The sequence below is a fragment of the Acinetobacter sp. UC24323 genome, assembly GCF_024151445.1.
In the GTDB taxonomy this organism is placed as follows: domain Bacteria; phylum Pseudomonadota; class Gammaproteobacteria; order Pseudomonadales; family Moraxellaceae; genus Acinetobacter; species Acinetobacter baumannii.
In genome coordinates this window covers 1-26,111 of record NZ_JAHIBY010000012.1, presented here as the reverse complement: position 1 = coordinate 26,111, position 26,111 = coordinate 1, and the positions used below count along the sequence as shown (strand labels likewise).

Genomic DNA, 26,111 nt, shown 5'->3' with positions numbered 1-26,111 from the left:
AATTAACCGTTATTTTGCTTCTCTTTAATTTCTGCCAAAGTTTTGCAGTCAATACATAACGTTGCAGTTGGACGTGCTTCTAAACGACGTAAGCCGATTTCGATACCACAAGTTTCACAGAAACCGTAGTCTTCGTTTTTAATCGCTTCAAGAGATTGTTCGATTTTACGAATTAATTTACGTTCACGGTCACGTGTACGTAATTCAATTGCAAATTCTTCTTCTTGGGTAGCACGGTCATTTACGTCTGGCAATGCAGTTGATTCATCTTGCATCGTATTTAAAGTACGATCAACTTCAGACATTAATTCAGCTTTCCATGCTTGCAGAATTTGTCGGAAATGCTCGAGCTGTCCTTCAGACATGTACTCTTCATTTTTCTTAGGTTGATAAGGTGCAATACCAAATAAACTTGCAGTTGAGCCTACGTCAGAAGTTTTAGGTTTCACTTTACGTGCACGTTTTGCAGAAGCTTTATCACCTTCTACTACAACTTCTGTATGTTCATCCAAAACTTGGTTGTGGTTGTCATTCGCCATAATAGGGCATTCCTCATCATACACGTATTATCTATACGCAAAAAATATGGTGATATGCAAGTGTTTTTATAGAAAACCATCGATGGATTTTTCCATCGGGTCGTCATCATATAGATTTTTCCTGCAAGATGATAGTCATTCTGTCCCGTAAATATTTTCAAAACGTGTTTACCCTAGTCATAATTCTTTTGGGTTATATAAACTTTAGGGCTAATAACCTGAAATATCAGTATTTATACAGGTTTTGAAATTTTCAAGGCGAAACACTTTTGTTTCAAAACTACCATCGTTATTCAGACGAATGTAACGATAACCCGGTGCATTTTGGTCGAGTGCAAAATCATTACTAAACGGCTTAAACTGTACACTTGTGGAAGGCGTAGAAAAAAACTCGATACCTTGCCAGATATTAAGGGAATCTTGATGAACATGTCCGCAGACTAGGGCCTTCACGTTTTGAAATGGACTTAAAGTATCTAAAAGTGCATTTGAGTTTTGAAGCTTATGGTGGTCAATCCATTTTGATTTCATGGCAAATGGGTGGTGATGACAAGCCAGCAAAACAGGATGATCTGCAAATTGTTCAAGTAAATTCGCTAAATTTTCTAATTGTTCCGAAGACAGATGGCCATCTACTTTTCCCTTTACAGCGCTATTTAGCATAATCACACGCCAGTTTCCTAAACCGACAACTACAGGTTGTTGATGGTTTTCGTTATGTAGAGGAAAGTGGTCGACATTGTCATGATTGCCGAGGGTCTGGAAAAAAGGCAGGCCCAAGGTTTGCATAAAATTGATATAACGTTTGTAGGTAATAGGTGTTGGCGCTTGTGCGAGGTCACCGGTATGAATAATCGCATCAGCTTCGGGATGTTGTTTTAGTATCTGTTGAATAATGGCGTGGAAACTTTCTTCAGGATTCATCCCCACAAATTCTAGCTGTGGATACTCCAATAAATGTGTATCGGTAATTTGTATGATGACATGATTTTTTTGTGAAAGTGTTGAGACTTGAAAAGTCACCGTCCTACCTCTTCGGATTTATTATCGTTTTGCTGTGTTGAGCCAGCCATTGTAATGCCATAATAACAGGGGCATTTCTTAAACGTCCGCTGTTGAGTAGTGTTTGAATTTCACTATAACTAAACAAATGCAGCTGAATATTTTCACCCTCATTATCTACCCCAAAAACACCACCTACAGCAGGTAAATTGGTTTCGGCAACGTACAGATGAAATAACTCTGAACAGGCGCCAGCTGATGGGTAAAAACTAAATAGATGTTCTAAATCCTGAACTTCGCAACCTGATTCTTCAAGGCTCTCGCGTCGAATGCAACTTTCTGGTGATTCATTGCCATCTAATACGCCTGCGATAATTTCGAGTTGCCATGGCGAATGGGAGTCATCTAAAGCACCAACACGAAACTGTTCAATCAGGGCAAACTGTTGTTTTTGATCATTGTAGAGTAGAACGCCAGCCGCTTCAGGCCGATGCACAAGTTCGCGCTGCAATACAGGAGTATATTCAGATTGATTAAATAGACGATGTCGAAGGCTGACTTTTTCAACTTGAATAAAACCACTGAACAGAGGTTCACGTGATGTTACTTCGACATCTTTAGATGTATAACTTGGACGCTCGACAATACTCATGATTCGATCAGGACGAAATCTATTTATTTCATCCTAACCGAGAATCATGGCTAGGCAAGTGTTTTTTTTGAATATTTACACTTTATGATACAGTTTTTGTCCTTGCTCTTGATAAACCTCTTTCATTGCTTTGAGGCCTTCTTCAACCTCTGAATCGCTATTGGTGAGGTTGTTGGCATAGTCACGTACATTCTGGGTGATTTTCATTGAACAGAATTTTGGACCACACATTGAGCAAAAGTGAGCAGATTTATGCGCTTCTTTTGGTAAAGTCTCGTCATGCATGCTGCGTGCTGTATCTGGGTCTAGGCTTAGGTTGAACTGGTCGTCCCAACGGAATTCGAAACGTGCTTTAGACAAGGCATTATCACGAACCTGTGCACCCGGATGACCTTTGGCAAGATCGGCTGCGTGTGCTGCAATCTTGTAGGTAATAATTCCGTCTTTCACATCTTTCTTGTTTGGTAAACCTAAATGTTCTTTAGGTGTCACATAGCAAAGCATTGCTGTGCCATACCAGCCAATCATGGCTGCACCAATAGCAGAAGTAATGTGGTCATAACCCGGAGCGATATCTGTGGTTAAAGGTCCAAGCGTATAGAATGGAGCTTCTTTACACACTTCTAACTGTAAGTTCATGTTCTCTTTAATCATATGCATTGGTACGTGACCCGGACCTTCGATCATGACCTGAACATCATGTTCCCATGCACGGTGAGTCAGCTCACCCAGTGTTTTAAGTTCGCTGAACTGCGCTTCGTCATTTGCATCTTGAATACAACCCGGACGTAAGCCATCGCCTAAGCTAAATGACACATCATAGGCTTTCATGATTTCACAGATTTCGTCGAAGTGTGTGTATAAGAAGTTCTCTTCATGATGAGCGAGACACCACTGCGCCATGATTGAACCACCACGAGACACAATACCTGTTAAACGGTTTGCTGTAAGTGGCACATAACGGAGTAGAACACCTGCGTGAATGGTGAAGTAGTCAACACCTTGTTCAGCTTGTTCAATAAGCGTGTCTTTAAAGATTTCCCAAGTCAGATTCTCAGCAACACCATCAACTTTTTCAAGTGCTTGATAAATTGGTACGGTACCGATTGGAACTGGTGAGTTACGAATAATCCATTCACGTGTTTCATGAATATTCTTACCTGTAGACAAGTCCATAATGGTGTCAGCGCCCCAACGGGTTGCCCATGTCATTTTCGCAACTTCTTCATCAATTGAAGAACCAAGCGCCGAGTTACCAATATTGGCATTAATCTTAACCAAGAAGTTACGGCCAATAATCATTGGTTCAAGTTCTGGGTGGTTAATGTTGGCAGGAATAATAGCGCGGCCTTCGGCAACTTCTTGGCGAACAAACTCAGGTGTAATTTCTTTTAAGTTTTTCGCACCAAAGTTTTGACCTGGGTGCTGGCGCATATCTACAGCTTCACGTTGACGCTGATTTTCACGAATTGCAATATATTCCATTTCAGGCGTAATAATACCTTGCTTGGCATAGTGCATTTGAGTGACATTTTTGCCTGCTTTAGCACGGCGTGGGTTTTGAATATGTGCAAAGCGAATATCAGCAGTACGAATATCTTTTAAACGCTCCTGTCCAAACTTTGAAGTTAGGCCAGAAAGAACGTCAGTATCGTTACGCTCTTCAATCCATTTTTGACGAACTGAAGGTAAACCTTTATTTAAATCAATTTGAACATTCGGGTCAGTATAAACACCTGAAGTGTCATATACCATAATAGGTGGGTTGTGCTCACCACCAAGGCCAGTTGGGGTATCGGTTAAAGAAATTTCTCGCATTGGAACCTGAATATCAGGGCGAGAGCCTTCAATATAAACTTTTTTAGAAGCGGGTAAGATGCGGGTTAAGTCTTTTGCATCTTGTTCATGTTGTGCTGAAATTTCAGCAGAAGAGAGATTCGTTAATTGGTTCATCACATGATCCTTATGAATAACATCAACGAATCAAGCACGACCAAAAACGATGGCGGATTTATCTTGAACTAGATAAATTGAGGGCTTAGGTTTTCAGATGGCTTGATTCCTACGCAGGTCTTAACCTGATCAGGTTCAACGGTACTTGTGATCAAACTGGTGTTGCGATAACACGAAATTTACACAATCTCAGCGAGCTATTACTCGCGCTCCGTCAAGCGATTTAAAGACTAACATGTTTTAGGTTGGCTGGCATTGTCAATTTGTATCTATACAAACTGCATCTATATGGCAGTCACGATAGACTTCCGTGTTCCATGGCGAATCTAATTTTAATAACTGTTCAAGTTGTTCATGCACAATCTGATAGGTAGATTTCTTTTGCCCATTTTCATCAGTTAAATCTGTCTTGAATTGTGTATTACGCTCATCGACAGGGGTGGCAATAAATTTAAGAAATTGTTGGGCAGGTTTCGCTAAACTTGATTGGCTCTGAGTTGATAAAAAGCGGATTTGCTGAAGTGCATCAGGGTCAAACCATGTGTTCGGGGCATATTCATTCGACACAGGTGTGTTATCTAGGCCAAAGAAAATGAAGTATCGATATTCATTAAAGAGTAATTTGGCATCATTAATAAAATAACTCTTTGGATATTTTTGAATAAATCTTTCCCAAAATAAAGCACGTTCAGTGAGCTCTTTCCATGAAACAGCCAAAGCACCATCGTTATAGAAAATGTCTTGATTGTCTTTTGCCATACGAGATAAAAATTCTTTCTGGTCAGCGGGTAAAGCCTTAGAAAAAACATCAACTAAGTAGTTTGGCTGGCGACGATAAGTAAACATACCTTCACCTTGATAGAGCAGCTCAATATAGGCTTGGCCTTCATGTTGAAGTAAATATTGATCACGCGGGCTCAGTTGGGCGAAGAGCTTTTTCTGACTTTGAATCACCTTTTTAAGGTCTTGTTTCTGTTCTAAAACAGCATAGCCAAATGCTTCAAAAGCTCTCCCTGTTTTTTCAGTGTAGTCTTGTTTAAGAAAACGTTGATACATGGTTGTTGATGCATCAATTAGCTTAAGCTGTTCCTCATTTTTTAACGAAGGAACACAGTTTTTAAGCTTTTCATTAATTTGATTTAAGTCTTCTATTTTACTGTTCTGATTAATCGTGTGCATGGCTACCATAATTTGTAAGCAGCTACTGTCTCGCTGTTCGGTGGCCTTTTGCGCAGTTGATTTTTGCTCTTTAGATACAGTTTGATCTTGCTGTGAGGTTTTATTGCAGCCAGCTAAAAGTAGTGCGCCGCACATACTCATCATTAGAATTTTTTTCATCTTATATTTTTATCGAAATTGATATTGCTCAAATTATAACGCTTAAAAAGATTGCATCACTGTTAGAAATCTTTATTATTAGGTAGGTCGGTCTACTTAAGTAAAAGCTATGAATGATAGAACAGCAAGACAGAAAATTCTCGATGCAGCGGCAACACTGTTTTATAACGATGGCATTACTGCAACAGGAATTAATACGGTTACGGCTAAAGCAGATGTAGCCAAGATGTCGCTTTACAATAATTTTTCTTCAAAAGGTGAACTTGTTGATGCCTATATTGCTGCACGACATCAAGAGTGGTTAGACCTTTATCAAAAGCGTTTAGAAAAAACAAAAACAGCTAAAGAAGCTATTTTGGCCGTATTTGATGCCTATCAAGATCATGCCGAGTTTGCTTATGAAAAGGGTTTTAGAGGATGTGGGCTATTAAATGCTGCCGCAGAGTTCCCAGCGAATAGTTCAGGACGAAATGCTGTAAGACAGCATAAAGAACAAGTTGAGGCAATTGTTGCCGAGCATTTAAATCGCTTATTAAAAGATTTACAGCGTGTTAGCTATATTGCCTCACAACTTTCTTTTTTATTAGAAGGGTCGATGGCAAGAGCTGGTTTAGAGGGTAGTAGCCGTCAACTTCAATTAGCGAGACAAATGGCAGAAGATATTTTAGATCGAGAATGCCAACATGATTAGCCTTATTAAAAATAGTAGTTATGGTGGCACTATTGCAATTTTAGTGGCCTCTTTCTTATGGGGAACCACGGGCACAGCCGCAGCATTTGCCCCAACACTCGGACCACTTGCAATTGGCGCGGTTGCTATGGGGGGAGGTGGGCTTTTACAGGCATTGATTGCATCTCAGGCCATCCGGGAACACCGACAATTTATTGGGCGAAATATTTCTATTATTCTTTTAGGTGTTGTGGCAGTTGGGATATATCCACTAGCTTTTTATTCTTCCATGCATTATGCCGGAATTACGATTGGTACGGTGGTTTCAATTGGTTCGGCTCCACTCATTGCAGCAGTTTTAGAGCGATTCTTTGACCGTAAAGTTTTATCTAAAAAGTGGTTCCTAAGTTTTGTGTTGGGTGTTGTGGGGGTAAGTTTATTATCTATGGGCGAAAGCCACGCAGCACAAGAGAGTACAAATGAATGGAATAAAATTTTTGGTATTTTTCTTGGGCTGGTAGCGGGTGCAACCTATTCACTTTATTCATGGGTTGCAAAAAGATTAATAGATCGGGGTATTGCTGCTAAAGCTGCAATGGGCATGATTATGGGTGGTGGGGCAGTCATCTTGCTTCCAACTTTATTAATTACAGGTGGTGGGCTACTGCAAAGTTCAACAAATTTACTTGTTGCTGGCTATATGATGCTGATTCCTATGTTTTTGGGTTATTTGCTTTTTGGTTTCGGGTTAAAAACTGTAAATGCCAGTAAAGCCACCACTTTAACTTTATTTGAACCTCTTGTTGCAGCGATTTTTGCCATTGTTTTGGTTGGCGAAAGTGTCTCATGGATTGGGTGGGTAGGTATGTTTTTGATTTTCATTTGTATTTTGATGTTATCAAAGCCTGAAAATACATAAAAAATGAAAACTTTTACTGGCTTGAGTTTAAATTAAATTTTTCTTAGTCTTAAAGCCAAGTTTTATCGTTGATTTAAACAATGAAAATAAAATTAATGCTTGTTGCGGGTTTATGGAGTTTTACATCGTCGAGTTTTGCTCTAGATTTAGTTGAAACTTATGAGCGCGCAAAACTAAATGATCCGACGTGGCAAGCGAATCAACAACAGTTTGAAGCAGATCAGCTTAATTTAGGCTTAGCAACAGGCGCTTTACTACCAACAGTTACATTATCTGGAAATATTACCCGTAATCGACAAACGGTAAAGCGTTCAAATTTTCCTGGTGTTGATCAGGAAGGACTTTCCGATGCTTTGGTAAGTAATACATCGACTACCAAACAGGCTACTTTATCTGCCCGTCAGCCTCTTTTTCGTATGGATGCATGGGAAGGTTATAAACAGGTTAAAACTTCGGTTGCTCTTAGTGAAGTTACTTTAAGACTGCAAAAACAAGATCATGTTTTAAATGTAGCTGAAGCCTATTTTAATGTACTGCGTCAACAGGCACTTACCGCTGCATATTTACAAGAAGAAAAAGCTTTGCTTGAACAGCTCAATATGATGAACGCCAAGCTTAAAGAAGGGTTGGTAGCACGTAGTGATGTGAGTGAAGCAAATGCCCAATATCAAAATGCCCGAGCCAACCGTATTGCTACCAATGTGCAGCTTTTATTGGCTCAAGAGCAACTATCTGAATATATTGGTCCGTATCAAGATAGGCTTGCTGTATTGAGAAGTGATTTTATCTTTCAAAAACCTTATCCGGCACAGCTCGATGAGTGGTTAGGATTAGCCCAACAGCAAAATTTAAAGATTCAACAAGCACGTTTACAAAAGCGATATGCTGAAGATCAACGTCGTGTGGAAAAAGCTGCACTTTATCCACAGATAGATGCAGTGGCGAGTTATGGTTATACCAAACAAACGCCAGAAACGCTGATTTCAACTGATGGGAAGTTTGATCAGGTCGGGGTAGAAATGAACTGGAACTTATTTAATGGAGGCCGGACCCGAACTTCTATTAAAAAAGCCAGTGTGGAGTTAAATAAAGCGCAAGCCCAACTTGATGCGGCCATTCGCCGTGCCAATGTCGATGTGAAAAGTGCTTTTATGCAGGTAGATACCGACCGAGCAAAGCTTGAAGCAAGAAAGGCGGCAATGGACTCTTCAGCACTTGTTTCTCAAGCTTCAAAAGCAAGTTATAACGAAGGCTTAAAAAGTATGGTCGATGTTTTATTGGCGCAGCGTAATGCTTTTTCAGCAAAACAGGATTATCTTAATGCTCAGTATGACTATTTATTAAATGTATTACGTTTAAAAGCGGCTGTAGGTCAGCTAGGAGAAAAAGATCTAGTTGAATTAAATAGCTGGTTAACGTATCAGTAATAAAAAAATGCTTTTATCTGAAATTTAATTTTGTCATAAAAATTTAATGATTGATGTGTTTTAATGCTCAATCATTTTATCCCTGCGCCATCATGTTGGAGGCTTCCCTTGAGTCCGAGTAATCCGGTGTTAAGCCATCATATTTCTTCTCAATTTAATGAAGATTTGCAAGATGTGAACACAAAGTTTATGACCATGGGTGGCTTGGTCGAACAACAGGTTGCCAATGCAATTCATTCTTTACTTGATACAGATGCGAACTTAGCAATTGATGTTCAATTTAAAGATAATGCAGTCAATCAATATGAACGTGATATTGATGAAGGGCTGACGCTGATTTTGGCACGCCGTCATCCGGCAGCAATTGACTTGCGTATGGTAATTGCCATGAGTAAAGCCAATACTGACCTAGAGCGTATTGGGGATGAAGCTGCAAAAATTGCCCGTATTGCGCAAAATCTATGTGAAGAGGGCGGTTCTCCTCGTGGCTATATGGAAACACGTCATATTGGTAACCAAGTACGAGTCATGATTCATGACGCACTTGATGCTTTTGCACGTTTAGATGCAGATCAAGCATTACGTGTACTTTTAGCTGATGCTGACATCGACCGTGAATATCAGTCGGCAACGCGTACTTTAATGACTTATATGATTGAAGACCCGCGTCATATTGCTCGTGTGATTAATGTCATGTGGGTTTTACGTTCTTTAGAGCGTATCGGTGATCACGCTCGTAATATTGCTGAACAAGTCATTTACATGGCAAAAGGCTTTGATGCACGTCATACCAAAATTGAAGAAATTGAAGCAAAAGTACACGAAAAGTAATATGTGAGCTGAGATATTTAAAGGCCTTGTTTCAGACAAGGCTTTTTTATTTTTTTAAAATAATAGATAAAAAAATGTCCCGAACTTTGGGGGGAAGTTCAGGACAGAAAATCAAGTGCATTAAGAGAAAACACGACAGGGATCGTGTCTTACTTGCTATGAATTGATATTAAAGTTTCAGCTATTTCATGTCATGTAGAGTCCTGTGCGCTCTATGTAAGGCTTTATATGTTTGTGTAAGTTTCACGTAAAAAAAGGCAGGTCTATGTATATAAACCTGCCTTTTTAAAAAATGATGGGCTTGGAATAAACCTGTTATTCTGGTTTCCAGCCTTCCGCTTTTTCAACGCTTTCATCATTATTGAAGAACTTCTCACGTTGCTCTTCAAGGAATTTTTTCGCTTCTGGTTCAAACACGTTTAAACGCTTTTCATTAATTAGCGTAGTTTGGTGCTGTAACCATTCTTGCCATGCTTGCTTAGAAACATTTTCAAAAAATTCTTGGCCTTTGGCACCAGGAAACGGAGCAAAGTCCAATCCTTCCATTTCCTTTTGGTATTTACGGCAAAATACTTGTCGACTCATTTTGTATCCTTAAGCGTATAACTGTTCTAGACGTTTATGGGCACGTGCAATCGCAGCTTCAACCTGTTTTGGTGAAGTTCCGCCAATATGATCACGTGCATTTACCGAAGCTTCTAGTGTCAAAGCTTTATCAAATACATCTGCTGTAATTAGGTCAGAGAATTGTTGTAATTGCTCAAGTGTTAACTCAGATAAATCTTTTTCTTCAGCAACACCTAATGCAACAGCTTTACCTACAATTTCATGTGCATCACGGAACGCAACGCCTTTTTTCACTAAATAGTCAGCAAGGTCAGTTGCTGTAGAGAATCCGCGAAGAGCAGCTTCACGCATGATTTCAACATTTGGAACCAATGCAGGGATCATGTCGGCAAACGCCATGAGTGAACCACGAACGGTATCAATGGCATCAAATAAAGGTTCTTTATCTTCTTGGTTGTCTTTGTTGTACGCCAGTGGTTGACCTTTCATAAGCGTAAGTAAGCTAATTAAGTCACCAAATACGCGGCCAGATTTACCACGGATGAGTTCTGGAACATCAGGGTTTTTCTTCTGCGGCATGATTGAAGAACCAGTACAGAAGCGATCAGGAATATTTACGAATTTAAACTGTGCAGAAGTCCAAAGAATAAGTTCTTCAGACATACGCGATAAATGCATCATGATTAAAGATGCTGCTGCATTAAATTCGATAGCAAAATCACGGTCAGATACAGCATCAAGAGAGTTTTCAGATACAGCTTCGAAGCCTAGTAACTCTGCTGTATAAGCACGGTCAATCGGGTAAGTTGTACCAGCGAGAGCCGCAGAGCCAAGTGGCATACGGTTAACACGCTTACGGCAGTCTTGAAGACGTTCAGTATCACGAACTAACATTTCAAACCATGCCAACAAGTGATGGCCGAAAGTTACCGGTTGAGCTGTTTGTAAGTGTGTAAAGCCAGGCATAATAGTATTTACATTTTTGGCAGCCAAGCCCAACAAACCTTTTTGTAAACGCTCTAATAAGCCTAAAATGTCGTCAATTTCATCGCGGAGATAAAGACGGATATCAGTTGCAACTTGGTCGTTACGGCTACGGCCAGTGTGAAGTTTTTTACCTGTAATACCGATACGTTGAGTCAAACGTGATTCAATGTTCATGTGAACATCTTCAAGATCGATACGCCATTCAAAAGTTCCAGCTTCAATTTCTGCACGAATGGTGCTTAAACCTTCAATAATGTCGTCTCGTTCTGCTTCTGTCAGTACGCCAACTTTCGCAAGCATGGTAGCATGCGCAATAGAACCAGCGATGTCTTGCTTATAAAAACGCTGGTCAAATTGAACAGAGGCGGTAAATTCGGCTACAAAAGCATCCGTCGCTTCAGAAAAACGACCACCCCACATACCTGAGGTTTGGTTTGGGGCTGCTGAATTAGGGGGATTTGAAGATGTGGTCATGGTGGCTCAGTAAAATAAAAAAGAGTATATCACTTGCCGAAGCTCAACAAACAAAGTTGTTTTCTACAGCATATCGAAATCAAAATTCCTCCTATTTTTTTACGAAAATTGATCGTTGGCAACATTTATTAGAATTAATTATCGCAAGTAATGTTTTAGCTCTGGTTTTAGCTTTGGCTGAAGCGCAGTCTTGGCATGCATTAAACGGCTCACGTCTTTTACAATACATCATTTTTATTAACTGGGTGATTTTGTCTTTTTTTGCATTGGTTGAACATTTTCAGGATTTTTTTAGTCAGCTACAGCAAAAATATGCTTTGGTAATTGGCTTTGTTATGCTGCAAGCGATAGTTGTGGTAACCACCATAATAAGCAATTTTTTTCAGTTTGGAGTTTTGAAAAAAACATCTGTTATAGCGCAGGACTGGAGCATTTATTTTACCAATGTCCCTTTATATTTAAGTTATGGAATATTATTAGGGGCCTTTTGTCTGCGTTATTTATATGTTCGAGAACAATGGTTACACCAACAATATGCAGAATTAAATGCCCGTATTCAGGCAATGCAGGCTCGCATTCATCCTCATTTTTTATTTAATAGTCTAAATAATGTGGTGAGTTTAATAACGATAGATCCAGATAAAGCAGAAAGTATGTTAATTAGCCTGTCACGACTGTTTCGGGCGAGTTTTCAAGAATTAAAATTAGTGAGCTTGCATGAAGAAATTGAGCTTAGTAAGCAATATTTAATGATTGAGCAAATACGTTTAGGCGAGCGTTTAAAAGTCGAATGGAAAGTGGAAATTGAACCTTTGCAATTAAAACAGGTCACTATTCCTTTATTGACATTACAACCTTTATTAGAGAATAGTATTTTTCATGGGGTAGAGCCAATGATGGGTAAAGCAACCATTGGGGTATTGGTTGAAATATTGCAAAATCAGGTCAGTATAGTCATTACCAACCCTTATACACACGATACAATAAATTCACGGAAAGGGCATGGAATCGCTCTTGAAAATGTTAAACAGCGCTTAAAAGCGTATTATGGGAATTCAGTGAGATTCCAGGTATATAAGGGTGAGGCTTTATATACCACTATTATGAGCTATCAATACCAATCAAAATAATAAGTCAGTCAGAGTTAACCATAAAAAAATGGACCAAGTTAACGGTGACAAGGAGGATGAATGAAGGTGCTAATTTGTGATGACGAACCACTTGCAGTGGAACGATTGTCACGTTTAGTTTCAAAGATGGGACATGAGGTTGTCGCAACAGCTCATCATGGCCAAGATGCCTTGGAACAGGCACGGCTTCATCACCCAGATGTGATTTTACTTGATATCCAGATGCCGGGTATGAATGGTCTCGTCTGTGCTGAGCAATTAAGCCAACTTAATCCTCGACCTGCTATAGTGTTTTGCACAGCTTATGATCAGCATGCATTGGAGGCATTTAAGTCACAAGCACAAGCTTATCTTCTTAAGCCCATTGATCCTCAAGAGCTGGAGCAGACATTTAAGCAATTAACCCAGCTAACACAAGCACAGCTCAGCGCTTTGCCTAAACCTGAGCTTTTACAGGATTTAAAAACACAACGTCATCAAATTGCTGCTAAAACCTATCGTGGGGTTGAGCTAATTCCTGTTGAAAATATCTATTACTTTTTAGCAGATCAGAAATATGTCACGGTACGTCATAAAAATGGCAGCGTATTGATTGACGAAACACTTAAAGAACTTGAAACTGAGTTCGCAGATCAGTTCATCCGTATTCACCGTAATGCATTGGTCTCGATTGCTTATTTAGATGGTTTAGAGCTAGTAAGTTCGGGCCAATATCAGGTTCGCTTACGTGGCTTAGATGAAAGACTTTCCGTAAGCCGCCGTCATTTATCTACCCTTAGAGAACGGATACACCAACTTTAACCTGTATTCATCTTATTTTTGCTTGTGAGATTTTACTTGCAATTTTAAGGGATCAAGTTAAGTTTAGGGTGTATTGTTTGACCAGCCTATGCTTGAATTTATGAAAACCTTGAAAATTGCTACACGACAAAGCCCACTTGCTCTTTGGCAGGCAGAACATATTCGTGCCCGTTTACAGGAGCTTCACCCAGATTTAACGGTGGAGTTGGTTAAGTTTGTCACGCAAGGCGATAAAATTTTAGATACACCTTTAGCAAAAATTGGTGGCAAAGGGTTGTTCGTTAAAGAATTGGAAGCAGCACTTTTAGATGGTCGTGCGGACCTTGCTGTACATTCAATGAAAGATGTTCCGATGGCGTTACCAGAAGGTTTAACTTTGGCCGTAATTTGCGAACGTGAAGATCCGTTAGATGCTTTTGTTTCAAATACTTTTGAAAAATTTGCTGATTTGCCGCAAGGAGCAAAAGTTGGCACCTCAAGTTTACGTCGTAAATCACAAATTTTAAAACAACGTCCAGATCTACAAATTATTGATTTACGTGGTAATGTCGGTACCCGCTTAGCGAAGCTAGACGATGGTCAATATGATGCTATTATCTTGGCGAGTGCTGGTTTAAAACGTTTAGGATTGGCAGAACGCATTCGCCACTGTATCGAGCCAAGTGTAAGTTTGCCTGCGGTGGGACAGGGCGCTCTTGGTTTGGAATGCCGTGCAGATGACCAAGAAGTGTTGGCTTTAATTCAGCCACTTCTACACCCAGAGACAGATGTATGTGTACGTGCTGAGCGAGCATTCAATGCTTATCTTGAAGGTGGTTGTCAGGTGCCGATTGCAGGTTATGCAACACTCCAAGATGGTAAAATTCATATTGAAGGCCGTGTAGGTAGTGTTGATGGGCAAACATTATTACGGGCTGAGCTTACAGATGAAGCGAATAATGCTCAGCAATTAGGTGAAAACCTTGCTCGGAACTTACTTGATCAAGGCGCTGGTGATTTATTAAAGGCTCTTTACTAACGCTATGTTGTTTATTAATACCCGACCTGACTCGCGTGCGGCTGAATTAACTCATGCTTTGCAGAAGAAGGGGTTTCAGGTCGAGTCTTTACCTCTTTTAGAACTGGTTGCTCAACCTTTTTCAGAATCACTCTCTCAACTCTATCAGCAGTTAACTGGTGCACAAGCGATTGTAGTGGTTAGTCCTACTGCTGTTGATGTGGGGATGCAGTATTTAACACAAAGTGGTTTAAAAATAGATGAGCTAAAACATATTCAATGGATTGCGGTTGGGCAAGCGACGGCTAATCGTCTTCACGACTATGGGATTGAAGCGCATGTTCCTGAGGTTGAAACTTCCGAGGGGATGCTTAACTTACCTCTCCTTCATTGTATGAAAAAATCAGGTAGTGTGGCTTTTTGGAGAGGTGAAGGCGGCCGTCAATTTATGATGGAAACTTTGCAACAGCAAGGAATTCAGATTTTAAATTTTGTTCTATATCGCCGGCAGTGTCCGCAAGCTTCATATTCGACATTCAAACATCTGACACAGAATTCAAATTATAATTTAGATAAATGGCTCGTCTTAATTACCAGTGAGGCGAGCTGGAAATACTGGTTAGAGCTTTGTTTAAAAAATAAGGCACAACCTGATTGCGTATATTTAGTTTTAGGACCACGCCTTTTTCAACTTGTTAAAGACTATCGCGATCAGCAACAAGCTCATTTTCACATTATTCAACTTGAAAATTTATCGCCTTCGGGGATGATTCATCACATTCAGGCATTATAAGGATTCGTATGAGAAAACTTGTTTCTATCATCATTTTGCTGGGCATCGCTTGGGTGGCTAAGCTCAGCTACGATATGTGGCAAATTTCTCGTACCGTCCCTGAACTTCAGCAAAACTTGCTGCAATCTGAACAGCAATATGCCAATTTGAATGATCAATTGGTTGCTTTGCAAAGACAAATTCAAAATCAACCAAGTCATAATTCTAAAACAACGCCTTTAGCAACGACTGAAATTGTTCAAACCGGAATTGCACCGACCGTATTAATTAAACAAAAATTAGAGTTAATCCAATTTGCAATTGACCAACAGCAATTTATTTATGCTGTAGATCATCTAACCCAACTACAGCAAACCCTACCACAATATGGAATTGCTCCTGCATTACAACACAGCTTAAATCAGGCTCTTGAGCAAGATAAGCAGGCTATTCAACAGTTTGTACTTGCTCAAAATCAGCGACATCAACTCATTGATGATTTACTCCAGAATATTGATAAAAATATTCAGCAAGCCTTAAAACAGCCTAAATTTGAGATGGACCAATCCGAGGCTGTGTCATGGTGGAAAAAATGGTTCCGTATTGAGAAAGTAGAAACGCCGTCTATTAATTTAATGAACCGAAGTGTAGTGCTTAAAGAAGTGCAATTAAGGCTATTAATTGCTGAGCAAGCTTTGAACCAAGGAAAAATGGCTGAATATCAAAATGAGTTGCAGACAGTAATGCACAAACTAAATGAATTACCCGATGCGACTAGCCAACAACTCAAAAACCGTATTGCTAAAGTGGCACATTTATCTGTAGTGCCTGTTCCTAAATTATCGACACTTGGTCTAATCGGCTCATAAGGAGGACATATGAAGCATCTCCTGTGGGTTTACTTTTTAATTAGCTTAGTCCTTTTCGCAGCCTTGGCTTTATTCAGTTATGGCTATGGTATGGGATATGTTTATATTTACTGGCGGCAATTGCAATTGCAAACAAATGTATGGGGATTAGTCTTTACGTTTGTTGTGATGAGCTTTATTGCTCAGGTGATATGGCTTTGGATTAAGCGTTATTCTTCTCGGGAACAAAGAAAGAGAGAGAATATTTTTCAGTTTAAAAACCTTCATCCGTATGAACAATTAGGTATTGTCTGGTTATTAGAGGCTGCTGAAGATCAACGGGTATTTATCGAACGTGTTTTTACTCAATCAGGCCTTCTAAAAAATATTATTGATGCCAAATTTCTAGTTTTAAGTGGAGATTACCAAAAAGCTTTAGAGGCCTTGGATCAATCCCCACCAATGGCTTTTGAGTTAGCAGAATTACAGCGTATTGAAATATTCTTGGCACAAAACGAAGCTGAACGTGCCTTAACCCATCTTGAGTTTTTATATCAGCATCAGTTATCGCCATGGCTTGAAGAAATTGAGACAGCATATCAACAACGTTTAACGGCGCTTTGGGGCCAGCTTGCTTTACAACAACCATGGGTATACTTGCGTTCTATGAAATATGGTTTGTTGGACGCTGAACATCGTGATTTATGGCTACAACAACTTCTTCAACAGTTTGATCAAGCTTCAATTGATGATTTACAAGCACTGCAACAGCGCTATCTAGATTTAGAGTCAGAAATTCAAACCAGACCTTATAGCAGTAAATTGTTATGGTTAAAACTTTTGGCCCGTATGCCAGAAATGAGTATTCAGCATGAAGCATTAACCTTGCATTTACTCAAAGAGCAATTCGATCCGGACGTATTTTACTTATGGTTTCAGCAACAATTGCTTAAGCAGGTTCCTGACTATGCCGATGTCGAAGAAAAGATTAATCAATTTGAATCTCAATATATGAATTTGCCAGTTTTAACATTTGCAAAATGGCATGTTTACATGGCAACAGGTCGTCAAGCTGAAGCAGAAATATTATTAAGTTTATACCCTGATAATATTTTAATGAGCTATTTACGTATTAAATCAACTTTAAAAGAAGATGATGAGTTAATCAAACAGTTAAACCTAATCTTTGAAAATGATGCGAATTTTTTAAAATTTAAAATCTGAGGTAAAAATGAAAGAACTGTCTGTCTACCCTGTAATATACGACCAGAAAGTAGCATGGGGAGATATGGATGCTTTTGGTCATGTCAATAATGTGCAATATTATAGATATATTGAAAGCTCACGTATTTTATATATGGAAAATGTAAATATATTGACTCCAAATATATATACTGTTGTTGCTTCAAGTCAGTGCAAATATTTAAAACCTGTGTTTTATCCAGATGTATTGAAAGTAGGGGTTCGTGTAGAAGAGCTACGTAAGAGCGCGTTCCGTATGGCTTATATATTATGGAGTGAATCTCAGCAGCAAATCGTTGCTACAGGTGAAGCAGTTATGGTTTGTGTGAATAAAATGACAGGATTAAAATGTGAAATACCAAGTGAAGTAAAAAGTAAAATTATTGAATTAGAAAAATCAGTTGGGCATGATTTAATACATTTAGCTTAAATAAATATTAAGAAAATATATTACAATTATAATTACTAATGTAATTAAAAAGTAAATTTATAGCGTTATTCTGATGAACTTGACTTTCAAACTATTGCTTATTGAATAGATTATAAATACTATTGGTTATGATTTAATGTTTTTAAATTTTGTCTGTATTATTTGAATTGTCAGTAAGACTGGAGTATTTATTAATGAAACCGGATATTAGTGAATTATCTGTTGAAGAGTTAAAACGCTTACAAGAAGAAGCAGAAGCTTTAATTGCAAGCAAAAAAGATCAAGCAATCGAAGATGCTTATAATCAAATTATCGAAATTGCTGAAAATGTAGGTTTTAGTGTTGAACAGCTTCTAGAATTTGGCGCTCAAAAACGTAAGAAAACAACACGTAAATCTGTAGAACCACGTTACCGTAACAAAAACAATGCTGAAGAGACTTGGACTGGTCGCGGTAAACAACCACGTTGGTTAGTTGCTGAAATTGAAAAAGGTGCAAAACTTGAAGATTTCTTAATCTAATTGTATTGCCTCTTAAAAAGCCAAGCGATTCTGCTTGGCTTTTTTATTTTTAAAAGAATTAAAAAAATTTTATTTTAAATATGAATATTCAATAAGGTGCTTGAGTTCCTAATTAAGAGCATTGTTGAGACTAAATTTTCATTTAGCAAGATCAATCGTAATTTTCATGATTTTGTCATACGTTCAACTTATAGTCTTTAGCGAGACGCCAAGCCCGATTGCTTGGTTTTTTTATATGAAGTGAATTGGCGATGTTGAAAAAGTATGCATAATGTCAGACTAGAGAGGAACTCTCATATAAGGATGATAATTTGCATGTTGGTAAGGCTGAATGAAGAAAAAGTCTAAGCAATGGAAGTGGTGGTTTTTTGCCCTCATTGCATTTTTAATTTTTATTATTTTACAGATTCCGGCGACTTGGCTTATCTCTAAATTTTCAAAGAATAATCAAACTGTCCATAATGTAAGTGGCAACATCTGGCAGGGGCAGGCAGACTGGCACCGTGGGGCGTTACGAGGCACTATCCACTGGAAAACGAGACCGCTAGACTTACTTTTATTACGCTTTGCTGCAGATGTTGATATTCATAGTGGTAATACGCAATTAACGGGGATTATGGCGTATGGTTTTGGAAAAAAAGTTATTGTAAGGGATATGAATGGCCAGATTGCTCCAGAAACACTGAAGCAAATTGTAAATTGGCAATGGCCTGTAAACAGTATTCAACTTAAAGATATCCAATTTAATTATAAAAAAGAGCAAGGCTTTGCGGCAGTTGATGGGCAATTGCATTGGGGTGGTGGGGCGCTCATTTATAATATTGGTGATCGTCAAGATCGTATGAATATGCCTTCTTTAAGTGGGCAATTAACTGACCAGAACGGACAGCTACAAGTGGACATCCGTGATCAGCGTAATCAAAAAATGGCCAATCTTTTACTAGATGCCAATATGATGCTGGATGTTCAGCTCACACAGCGTTTATTACTCAATGTTCCATCATATGACGGTAAAGCTGGTTTGGATACTTTTGTCATTAGTTCTCGCCAACCATTATTACAAGGTGGTAACTAATGAAAGTATGGATTGATAAATTACAGCAATTGCAATGGCAAAAATTAGATCGACTGAGTGTAGTGGTCCTTGCCATTTTAATTTTGTGGTTATGCTGGAAACTCGCTTCATTTTTTTGGTTGGTGATTGCGCCTCCTCAACTGATGCAATTTGATCGGGTAGAACTCGGTTCTCAACAACCACAAATACCAAATATTAGTACTTTTTCACTTTTTAACGAACCTTCTGCCAATGCGGCTCAAGAAAGCGTGAATTTAGAATTGCAGGGTGTAATGGTCGGCTATCCAAACCGGTTTTCCTCTGCTGTTATTAAAATTGATAATACTGCTGAGCGTTATCGAGTTGGTGAAACCATTGGTTCAACTTCTTACCAATTGGCAGAGGTGTATTGGGATCATGTTGTGTTGAGTCAAGGAAATGGCAGTACCCGTGAACTTCAGTTCAAAGGTTTGCCAAATGGTTTATATCAACCGATGACTCCGGATGCTTCACAACAAAGTGCTACACCGTCTCAACCTACAGAGCCTATGAATACGGCCCAACAGGCATTGGGACAAGCGATCCAGCAGATGCAAGGTAACCGAGAGCAGTACCTCCGAGATATAGGGGTAAGTGGTAACTCAGGTGAAGGCTATGAAGTTACAGAACGTACACCGACTGCACTTAGAAATAAGTTAGGTTTAAGGCCTGGCGATCGAATTGTCTCTTTGAATGGTCAAACGGTTGGGCAAGGGCAAACGGATGTGCAATTACTTGAGCAGGCTCGTCGAGCAGGGCAAGTAAAAATAGAAATAAAACGTGGTGATCAAGTGATGACCATACAACAAAATTTTTAGTGATAACACGTCACCATAAGAGTTAGGAAATATCGCGAGTTATGGCTTTATTGAATCATCAACGTCCACTTTGGGCATTACTTGCAGCAGCCCCATTGATTGCGACAGTAACTAGCAGTGCCTATGCCCAAACATGGAAGATCAATTTACGTGATGCTGACTTAACTGCCTTTATTAATGAAGTTGCAGACATTACAGGAAAGAACTTCGCTGTAGATCCGAGAGTACGTGGTAATGTCACGGTTATTTCTAATAAGCCATTAAATAAAGATGAAGTTTATGACCTATTTCTTGGGGTCTTAAATGTAAACGGGGTGGTTGCAATTCCTTCTGGTAATACCATTAAGCTTGTACCGGATAGCAATGTTAAAAACTCGGGAATTCCTTATGATTCTAGAAATAGGGTCCGTGGTGATCAAATCGTTACACGTGTGATTTGGCTGGAAAATACTAATCCAAATGACTTAATTCCAGCACTCCGTCCCTTAATGCCGCAATTTGCACATATGGCGGCAATTGCAGGAACCAATGCACTTATTGTTTCTGATAGAGCTGCGAATATTTATCAACTTGAAAATATTATTCGTAACTTGGATGGAACTGGGCAAAATGATATTGAAGCCATCACGCTTCAGTCGAGCCAAGCAGAAGAAATTATTACCCAGCTTGAAGCGATGAGCGCAACAGGCGCATCTAAAGATTTTAGTGGTGCCCGTATTCGTATTATTGCTGATAATCGGACAAACCGTATTTTAATAAAAGGTGATCCACAAACACGTAAACGTATTCGTCATATGATTGAGATGCTGGATGTACCTTCTGCAGATCGTTTAGGTGGCTTAAAAGTTTTCCGTTTGAAGTATGCCAGTGCTAAAAACTTGTCTGAAATTTTGCAAGGCTTAGTCACAGGACAGGCAGTATCTTCATCGAATAATAGTAATAATTCATCTAACTCATCGAATCCGATTAATAGTTTAATTGGTAATAACCAGAATTCTGGTTCAAATACATCGGGTTCAAATGGTGCCTCAATTTCAACTCCTGCAATTAACCTAAACGGTAATTCGAACAGTAGTAATCAGAATAATATCACCAGCTTTAATCAAAACGGTGTGAGTATTATTGCAGATAATGCTCAGAACTCATTAGTAGTTAAAGCTGATCCCCAATTAATGCGTGAAATTGAATCAGCGATTCAACAACTAGATGTTCGTCGTCAACAAGTGCTTATTGAGGCCGCAATTATTGAAGTCTCTGGAGATGATGCAGATCAACTTGGAATTCAATGGGCACTCGGTGATTTATCTAGTGGGATTGGTTTACTTAGCTTTAGTAATGTAGGGGCGAGTTTATCTTCTATCGCTGCTGGTTATTTATCGGGTGGTTCGGCTGGAGCTGCATCTGCTATCGCTAATGGAGCTAATAAAGGTAATGGTGCGACTTTAGGATTGGGCAATTTTGATAATTCTCGTAAGGCATATGGTGCACTAATTCAGGCTCTCAAAACCAATACTAAATCAAACTTACTTTCGACACCGTCCATTGTGACGATGGATAATGAAGAAGCTTATATTGTTGTAGGTCAGAACGTTCCATTTGTCACAGGGTCGGTTACTACCAATAGTACAGGTATCAATCCCTATACAACTGTTGAGCGTAAAGATGTCGGTGTGACCTTGAAAGTTGTTCCACATATCGGTGAAGGGGGTACTGTTCGTTTAGAAGTAGAGCAAGAAGTTTCTGCTGTTCAAGATAGCCGTGGGCAAGCAGCTGACTTGGTGACAAGTAAACGCGCTATTAAAACAGCTGTTTTAGCCGAGCATGGGCAGACTGTGGTGCTAGGTGGTTTGGTGTCGGATGACACTTCGCTTTCAAGACAAGGTATACCTGGTTTAAGTAGTATTCCTTATGTTGGGCGATTGTTCCGATCAGATAACAGAAGCAATGTAAAACGTAACCTTCTCGTTTTTATTCACCCAACAATTGTGGGCGATGCAAATGATGTACGCCGTTTATCTCAGCAGCGCTATAATCAACTTTATAGCTTGCAATTGGCTATGGATAAAAATGGCAACTTTGCAAAATTACCTGAGCAAGTTGATGATATTTATAACCAAAAAATGACCCCGCCGAGTATTGCCTCCAAGCCAAAAAATTACCAACAGGTTCCATCAGGTGGTAAAAGTTCGACCATAACTACGCCGGTAGCTGTAGAACCTACCGTCCAAAAGCAAACCCTACAGTTGCCTGATCCTGAAATTAATCGTACTAAAAATACAGTAACAACAACGACACTGCGTCCAAGCACAGCGCCGTAGTAGCATGTTATGATTAATAAAAAATGAATAGGACATAGGCATGACTTGGAAATTACAAGCAATTACTGGTGAATTTACTGGCCAAGAAATTAATGTTGATCGTGATATGTTGGTGGGACGTCATCAAGATGCCGATTTATTACTACAGGCTGCTGAAATTTCACGACGCCATGCAGCATTGCTGTTAAAAGATCAAGCGCTATGGGTGCAAGACCTTAATTCATCGAATGGTACGTTTGTGAACGATATTCGTATTGAGCAAGAAAAACAGTTGCATGATGGTGATATTGTTCAATTCGCAAGTTTAAAATTTTCAGTTTTCGCCCCTGCACAAGAAAATACTGATTTACCTGAAATTGAGGTGGAGCCAGTACAAACTGCACCGACACAAGATTTAAGTGATCAAGGTATGCCAAGTATTGCGGAGCGTGCAGCAGAAACTGAAGTGAGTCGTGATGGAATGCCTCAGCGAGTTTCTGTACCAAAACCAGCACCGATTCCTGAAGGGGTGGATATTCATCCTCAGCCAGAACAAACTCCTGTTGCTATTGAGGAGCCAGTTTCTCGAGTTGCTGAAGAGAAAGAGCAGCAGAAGAATGCATCTATTGGTCTAGTGACCATTATTATTTTAGTGATTTTAGCTGTATTGGCGTGGTTATTCTTTAAATAATTCGTTGGTGCTTTTACAATCAAGGCATGCTAAACGCATGCCTTTTTAATTTTGAGTAGAAGAAAATGTCTGTTGCACAACTAAGTAAGCGCGATTTAATTTTATTTGACCTAGATGGAACGTTGGTTGACTCCGCTGCCGATTTATATCGGTCTATGAACTTAAGTCTGCAATCACTCAGTTGGCCATTGGTAACAGAAGCACAAATACGGGAATGGGTAGGTAAAGGGGCTTCAAAACTTTGTGAGAGTGTTCTGCTTCATATATTTGGAAAATTAGATGTTGAACAACATAAAGTTTTATTACAGAAATTTGTAGAGGTATATGGTGCGGAGCTGTGTGTGAATACTCAAATTTACCCAGGTGTACCTGAGTTTTTAAAACATTGCCAAACTTTGAATATCAAAATGGCATGTGTGACTAATAAGCCTGTCAAACTTGCTCAAGGGTTACTGGATGCGCTAGAGCTTTCTTCTTATTTTCAAGTTGTACTTGGAGGAGATAGCTTACCTGAAAGAAAGCCGCACCCACTACCATTATTGCATTGCATGGAAAGCCTAAAAATATCTGCTTCACAATCATTGATGATTGGTGACTCAAGTAATGATATTGAAGCTGCACGTCGTGCTGGAATTGATTGTATTGTGGTTAGCTATGGCTATAATCATGGAGAGAATATCTATGATTGCCAACCTCAGCAAGTTGTTGATAGTCTTGCTGAGTTGATTGTCTAATGAAGAAAATGGAGATAAGAATGAATAAGCGTATGGTTTTTCGATGGCGTGTCTAAACCGAATCTAGAAAAACACACTTTTAAATCGAAACCATATTAGAGAAGATTCATGACAACATTAGCGCAATTCGAGCAACTTAAGGCTGCTGGTTACAATACTATTCCTGTTTATCGTCAACGTTTAGCGGATACAGAAACCCCATTATCTGTTTTTGCTCGTTTTAAGGATCAAACACAGGCTTACTTATTTGAGTCTGTTGAAGGGGGCGAAAACTGGGCGCGCTACTCTATGATTGGTTTAGGCGAATCAACAGTTTTTTCCTGTAACGTTGGCGTTTTATCTATACAACATGCTGACGGATCAGTAACACAGCAAAATTGTCTAGACCCATTCCAATATATCCGTGAATTCCAAAAACAATTTAAAGTTCCTACGGCTAAACTCTTACCAGACTTACCAAGTTTTACGGGCGGCTTGGTGGGTTATTTGGGCTACGATGCTGTCCGCTACATCGAGCCACGTTTAAAGAATGTACCTGCGGCTGATCCGATTACGCTGCCAGATTTATGGTTGATGCTCTCAAAGACAGTCATTGTTTTTGACAATCTTAAAGATACGCTATTTTTAATTGTGCATGCGGATACAGAGCAGAGTAATGCTTATGAAGACGCTCAACAAAAATTAGATCAATTAGAACAGTTGTTGGCGACTCCAGTTAGTATGCAAGCGCGACCACATACGCCTCCGCATTTTGAATCAATTACTGGTAAAGCAAAGTTCTTAGAGACGGTAGAGAAGGTTAAAGAATATATCCGTGCAGGCGATGTGATGCAGGTTGTACCTGGGCAGCGTATGGTTTCTGATTTTGATGGAGAAGCTTTACAGGTTTACCGTGCATTACGTCATTTAAATCCATCACCTTATCTATTCTTGGTTCAAGGGCAAACGATTACTGATAAAAAACCATTTCATATTGTTGGCTCGTCACCGGAAATTTTATCTCGTTTAGAAAATGGTATTGCTACAGTTCGACCTTTGGCAGGAACTAGACCGCGCGGTAAAACTAAAGAAGAAGATATAGCATTAGAAAAAGATTTGCTGTCTGATGAAAAAGAGATTGCTGAACATTTAATGCTGATTGATCTTGGGCGAAACGATGTAGGGCGCGTATCGAAAATAGGTAAAGTCCAAGTCACGGATCAAATGGTGATCGAGCGTTATTCACATGTCATGCATATTGTTTCAAATGTACAAGGTGAAGTGCGTGATGATATCGATGCACTTGATGTATTTAAAGCCACCTTTCCGGCAGGAACGTTATCAGGTGCCCCAAAAATTCGTGCAATGGAAATTATTGATGAAGTAGAGCCTGTGAAAAGGGGAGTTTTTGGCGGGGCTGTTGGTTATTTGGGATGGCATGGTGAAATGGATATGTCGATTGCAATCCGTACTTGTGTTATCCGTGATAAAAAGGTGTATGTACAGGCTGGTGCAGGGCTAGTTGCTGACTCAAATCCAGAATCTGAGTGGAATGAAACCCAAATAAAAGCTCGCGCAGTGATCAAAGCGGTTGAATTATCATCAAACGGATTGATTTTATGAGTTTTTAGCGGTTTTTTTAAAAAAACCGCTTGCATCGTTTGGAAGTTTTGCTAAACTGCACACCGTTCCGATACGAAACGTACGAAACACTAAGAAACGCCGGCATAGCTCAGTTGGTAGAGCAACTGACTTGTAATCAGTAGGTCCACAGTTCGAATCCGTGTGCCGGCACCATTTTAAAGTGTTAAGTTAATTGAGTAAAGAACGGCACTGTAGATAAGTGCGATATTGGTGAGATTCCCGAGCGGCCAAAGGGGGCAGACTGTAACTCTGTTGCGAAAGCTTCGAAGGTTCGAATCCTTCTCTCACCACCATCTCTAAACTTCGAGTGAAGTGGTTATTACCAACGTTGCGGGAGTAGCTCAGTTGGTAGAGCGGCAGCCTTCCAAGCTGCATGTCGCGAGTTCGATCCTCGTCTCCCGCTCCATCGAAGGATAGTCGCTCTTATAGCTCAGTGGTAGAGCACTCCCTTGGTAAGGGAGAGGTCTCGAGTTCAAATCTCGATAAGAGCTCCAGATATTAAAGTTTAATGTGGATTTCCACAAAGTTTTCAAAAAGCAGGCTATATAGTCTGCTTTTCAAGTATTAGGTGTCTAGTTTTTTTAGGCGATATGTCGATAAACTGAGTTAGCTCAGCGCCATTTGTAGGTGGTTCGACGTAAACGAGGAAGATCATCATGGCTAAAGCCAAGTTTGAACGTAATAAACCACACGTAAACGTGGGTACAATCGGTCACGTTGACCATGGTAAAACAACTTTAACTGCTGCGATTGCA

General features: G+C 39.5%; 26 protein-coding genes, 4 tRNA genes and 1 riboswitch. Of the genes, 23 read left to right on the top strand and 7 right to left on the bottom strand.

Annotated elements, in window-relative coordinates:
* Positions 1 to 2: 2 nt before the first annotated feature.
* The 5 genes from dksA to KNQ97_RS15450 form a co-directional block, all read right to left on the bottom strand.
* Positions 3 to 539 carry an RNA polymerase-binding protein DksA gene (gene dksA, locus KNQ97_RS15470; RefSeq protein WP_001262524.1) on the bottom strand — a complete coding sequence of 179 codons (537 nt, stop codon included), beginning with the start codon at positions 537 to 539 and terminating at the stop codon, positions 3 to 5.
* A 210-nt stretch (positions 540 to 749) separates the two neighbouring features.
* On the bottom strand, positions 750 to 1,562 hold the full coding sequence (gene cpdA / locus KNQ97_RS15465; protein ID WP_103235849.1) for a 3',5'-cyclic-AMP phosphodiesterase: 813 nt from the start codon (positions 1,560 to 1,562) through the stop codon (positions 750 to 752).
* Positions 1,563 to 1,566: 4 nt separating this feature from the next.
* Positions 1,567 to 2,193, bottom strand: a complete 627-nt coding sequence (locus KNQ97_RS15460; protein WP_000029222.1) for an NUDIX domain-containing protein — start codon at positions 2,191 to 2,193, stop codon at positions 1,567 to 1,569.
* Between the two features lie 75 nt (positions 2,194 to 2,268).
* Positions 2,269 to 4,146, bottom strand: coding sequence for a phosphomethylpyrimidine synthase ThiC (thiC, locus tag KNQ97_RS15455; protein ID WP_253612432.1), 1,878 nt, complete (start codon positions 4,144 to 4,146; stop codon positions 2,269 to 2,271).
* 89 nt (positions 4,147 to 4,235) lie between these two features.
* Positions 4,236 to 4,370, bottom strand: a riboswitch (TPP riboswitch).
* A 34-nt stretch (positions 4,371 to 4,404) separates the two neighbouring features.
* The gene (locus KNQ97_RS15450) at positions 4,405 to 5,484 is read right to left on the bottom strand and encodes a hypothetical protein (protein WP_253612431.1); all 1,080 of its coding nucleotides are present in this window, start codon (positions 5,482 to 5,484) and stop codon (positions 4,405 to 4,407) included.
* 109 nt (positions 5,485 to 5,593) lie between these two features.
* Between KNQ97_RS15450 and KNQ97_RS15445 the strand changes: the two genes are divergently transcribed.
* The 4 genes from KNQ97_RS15445 (at position 5,594) to phoU (ending at position 9,331) form a co-directional block, all read left to right on the top strand.
* Positions 5,594 to 6,175, top strand: a complete 582-nt coding sequence (locus tag KNQ97_RS15445; RefSeq protein ID WP_253612430.1) for a TetR/AcrR family transcriptional regulator — start codon at positions 5,594 to 5,596, stop codon at positions 6,173 to 6,175.
* Positions 6,168 to 7,073, top strand: coding sequence for a DMT family transporter (locus tag KNQ97_RS15440; RefSeq protein ID WP_253612429.1), 906 nt, complete (start codon positions 6,168 to 6,170; stop codon positions 7,071 to 7,073). Before KNQ97_RS15445 ends, KNQ97_RS15440 begins: the two co-directional genes overlap by 8 nt.
* Positions 7,074 to 7,168: 95 nt before the next feature.
* Complete coding sequence (locus KNQ97_RS15435) at positions 7,169 to 8,500, top strand: TolC family outer membrane protein (protein ID WP_000959183.1); 1,332 nt, start codon at positions 7,169 to 7,171, stop codon at positions 8,498 to 8,500.
* A gap of 108 nt (positions 8,501 to 8,608) precedes the next feature.
* Positions 8,609 to 9,331 (top strand): phosphate signaling complex protein PhoU, encoded by a 723-nt coding sequence (gene phoU, locus KNQ97_RS15430; protein WP_000075183.1) that lies wholly within the window; start codon positions 8,609 to 8,611, stop codon positions 9,329 to 9,331.
* Between the two features lie 315 nt (positions 9,332 to 9,646).
* On the opposite strand, the gene KNQ97_RS15425 is transcribed toward phoU, so the two are convergent.
* Positions 9,647 to 9,916 (bottom strand): oxidative damage protection protein, encoded by a 270-nt coding sequence (locus KNQ97_RS15425; RefSeq protein WP_000089996.1) that lies wholly within the window; start codon positions 9,914 to 9,916, stop codon positions 9,647 to 9,649.
* Between the two features lie 9 nt (positions 9,917 to 9,925).
* Positions 9,926 to 11,359, bottom strand: coding sequence for an argininosuccinate lyase (gene argH, locus KNQ97_RS15420; RefSeq protein WP_000213740.1), 1,434 nt, complete (start codon positions 11,357 to 11,359; stop codon positions 9,926 to 9,928).
* Here argH and KNQ97_RS15415 point away from each other — a divergent pair.
* The 19 genes from KNQ97_RS15415 to KNQ97_RS15325 all read left to right on the top strand — a co-directional run.
* Positions 11,350 to 12,489 (top strand): sensor histidine kinase, encoded by a 1,140-nt coding sequence (locus tag KNQ97_RS15415; RefSeq protein ID WP_002062409.1) that lies wholly within the window; start codon positions 11,350 to 11,352, stop codon positions 12,487 to 12,489. The genes argH and KNQ97_RS15415 overlap by 10 nt on opposite strands.
* A gap of 60 nt (positions 12,490 to 12,549) precedes the next feature.
* A complete protein-coding gene (locus KNQ97_RS15410; protein WP_000865993.1) occupies positions 12,550 to 13,290 on the top strand; it encodes a LytTR family DNA-binding domain-containing protein in 741 nt (246 codons plus the stop codon).
* Positions 13,291 to 13,390: 100 nt separating this feature from the next.
* Positions 13,391 to 14,308, top strand: coding sequence for a hydroxymethylbilane synthase (gene hemC / locus KNQ97_RS15405; RefSeq protein ID WP_213064257.1), 918 nt, complete (start codon positions 13,391 to 13,393; stop codon positions 14,306 to 14,308).
* Positions 14,309 to 14,312: 4 nt separating this feature from the next.
* Entirely contained in the window at positions 14,313 to 15,080 is a 768-nt protein-coding gene (locus KNQ97_RS15400; protein WP_253612428.1) for a uroporphyrinogen-III synthase, read from the top strand.
* Between the two features lie 8 nt (positions 15,081 to 15,088).
* Positions 15,089 to 15,928 (top strand): hypothetical protein, encoded by an 840-nt coding sequence (locus KNQ97_RS15395; RefSeq protein WP_253612427.1) that lies wholly within the window; start codon positions 15,089 to 15,091, stop codon positions 15,926 to 15,928.
* Positions 15,929 to 15,937: 9 nt separating this feature from the next.
* Positions 15,938 to 17,131 carry a hypothetical protein gene (locus KNQ97_RS15390; protein WP_000681777.1) on the top strand — a complete coding sequence of 398 codons (1,194 nt, stop codon included), beginning with the start codon at positions 15,938 to 15,940 and terminating at the stop codon, positions 17,129 to 17,131.
* Positions 17,132 to 17,138: 7 nt separating this feature from the next.
* Complete coding sequence (locus tag KNQ97_RS15385) at positions 17,139 to 17,579, top strand: thioesterase family protein (protein WP_000661569.1); 441 nt, start codon at positions 17,139 to 17,141, stop codon at positions 17,577 to 17,579.
* A 194-nt stretch (positions 17,580 to 17,773) separates the two neighbouring features.
* Positions 17,774 to 18,100, top strand: a complete 327-nt coding sequence (locus KNQ97_RS15380; protein WP_000801427.1) for an H-NS family nucleoid-associated regulatory protein — start codon at positions 17,774 to 17,776, stop codon at positions 18,098 to 18,100.
* A gap of 331 nt (positions 18,101 to 18,431) precedes the next feature.
* Positions 18,432 to 19,175 (top strand): type II secretion system protein N, encoded by a 744-nt coding sequence (gspN, locus tag KNQ97_RS15375; protein WP_000730343.1) that lies wholly within the window; start codon positions 18,432 to 18,434, stop codon positions 19,173 to 19,175.
* Entirely contained in the window at positions 19,175 to 20,011 is an 837-nt protein-coding gene (locus tag KNQ97_RS15370; RefSeq protein ID WP_253612426.1) for a type II secretion system protein N, read from the top strand. The genes gspN and KNQ97_RS15370 overlap by 1 nt, the downstream gene beginning before the upstream one ends.
* A 41-nt stretch (positions 20,012 to 20,052) precedes the next feature.
* Entirely contained in the window at positions 20,053 to 22,329 is a 2,277-nt protein-coding gene (gene gspD, locus KNQ97_RS15365) for a type II secretion system secretin GspD (protein ID WP_024432837.1), read from the top strand.
* Positions 22,330 to 22,369: 40 nt separating this feature from the next.
* Positions 22,370 to 22,999 carry an FHA domain-containing protein gene (locus tag KNQ97_RS15360; RefSeq protein WP_000219968.1) on the top strand — a complete coding sequence of 210 codons (630 nt, stop codon included), beginning with the start codon at positions 22,370 to 22,372 and terminating at the stop codon, positions 22,997 to 22,999.
* Between the two features lie 65 nt (positions 23,000 to 23,064).
* Entirely contained in the window at positions 23,065 to 23,733 is a 669-nt protein-coding gene (locus KNQ97_RS15355; RefSeq protein WP_000109463.1) for a phosphoglycolate phosphatase, read from the top strand.
* Positions 23,734 to 23,841: 108 nt separating this feature from the next.
* Positions 23,842 to 25,335, top strand: a complete 1,494-nt coding sequence (gene trpE, locus KNQ97_RS15350) for an anthranilate synthase component I (protein WP_253612425.1) — start codon at positions 23,842 to 23,844, stop codon at positions 25,333 to 25,335.
* Positions 25,336 to 25,433: 98 nt separating this feature from the next.
* A tRNA-Thr gene (locus KNQ97_RS15345) sits at positions 25,434 to 25,509 on the top strand.
* Between the two features lie 56 nt (positions 25,510 to 25,565).
* Positions 25,566 to 25,649, top strand: a tRNA-Tyr gene (locus tag KNQ97_RS15340).
* A gap of 37 nt (positions 25,650 to 25,686) precedes the next feature.
* A tRNA-Gly gene (locus tag KNQ97_RS15335) sits at positions 25,687 to 25,762 on the top strand.
* Positions 25,763 to 25,775: 13 nt separating this feature from the next.
* Positions 25,776 to 25,850: transfer RNA gene (locus KNQ97_RS15330), tRNA-Thr, on the top strand.
* Positions 25,851 to 26,012: 162 nt separating this feature from the next.
* The coding region (locus tag KNQ97_RS15325; RefSeq protein ID WP_009586195.1) for a GTP-binding protein at positions 26,013 to 26,111 on the top strand (99 nt) is incomplete at its 3' end.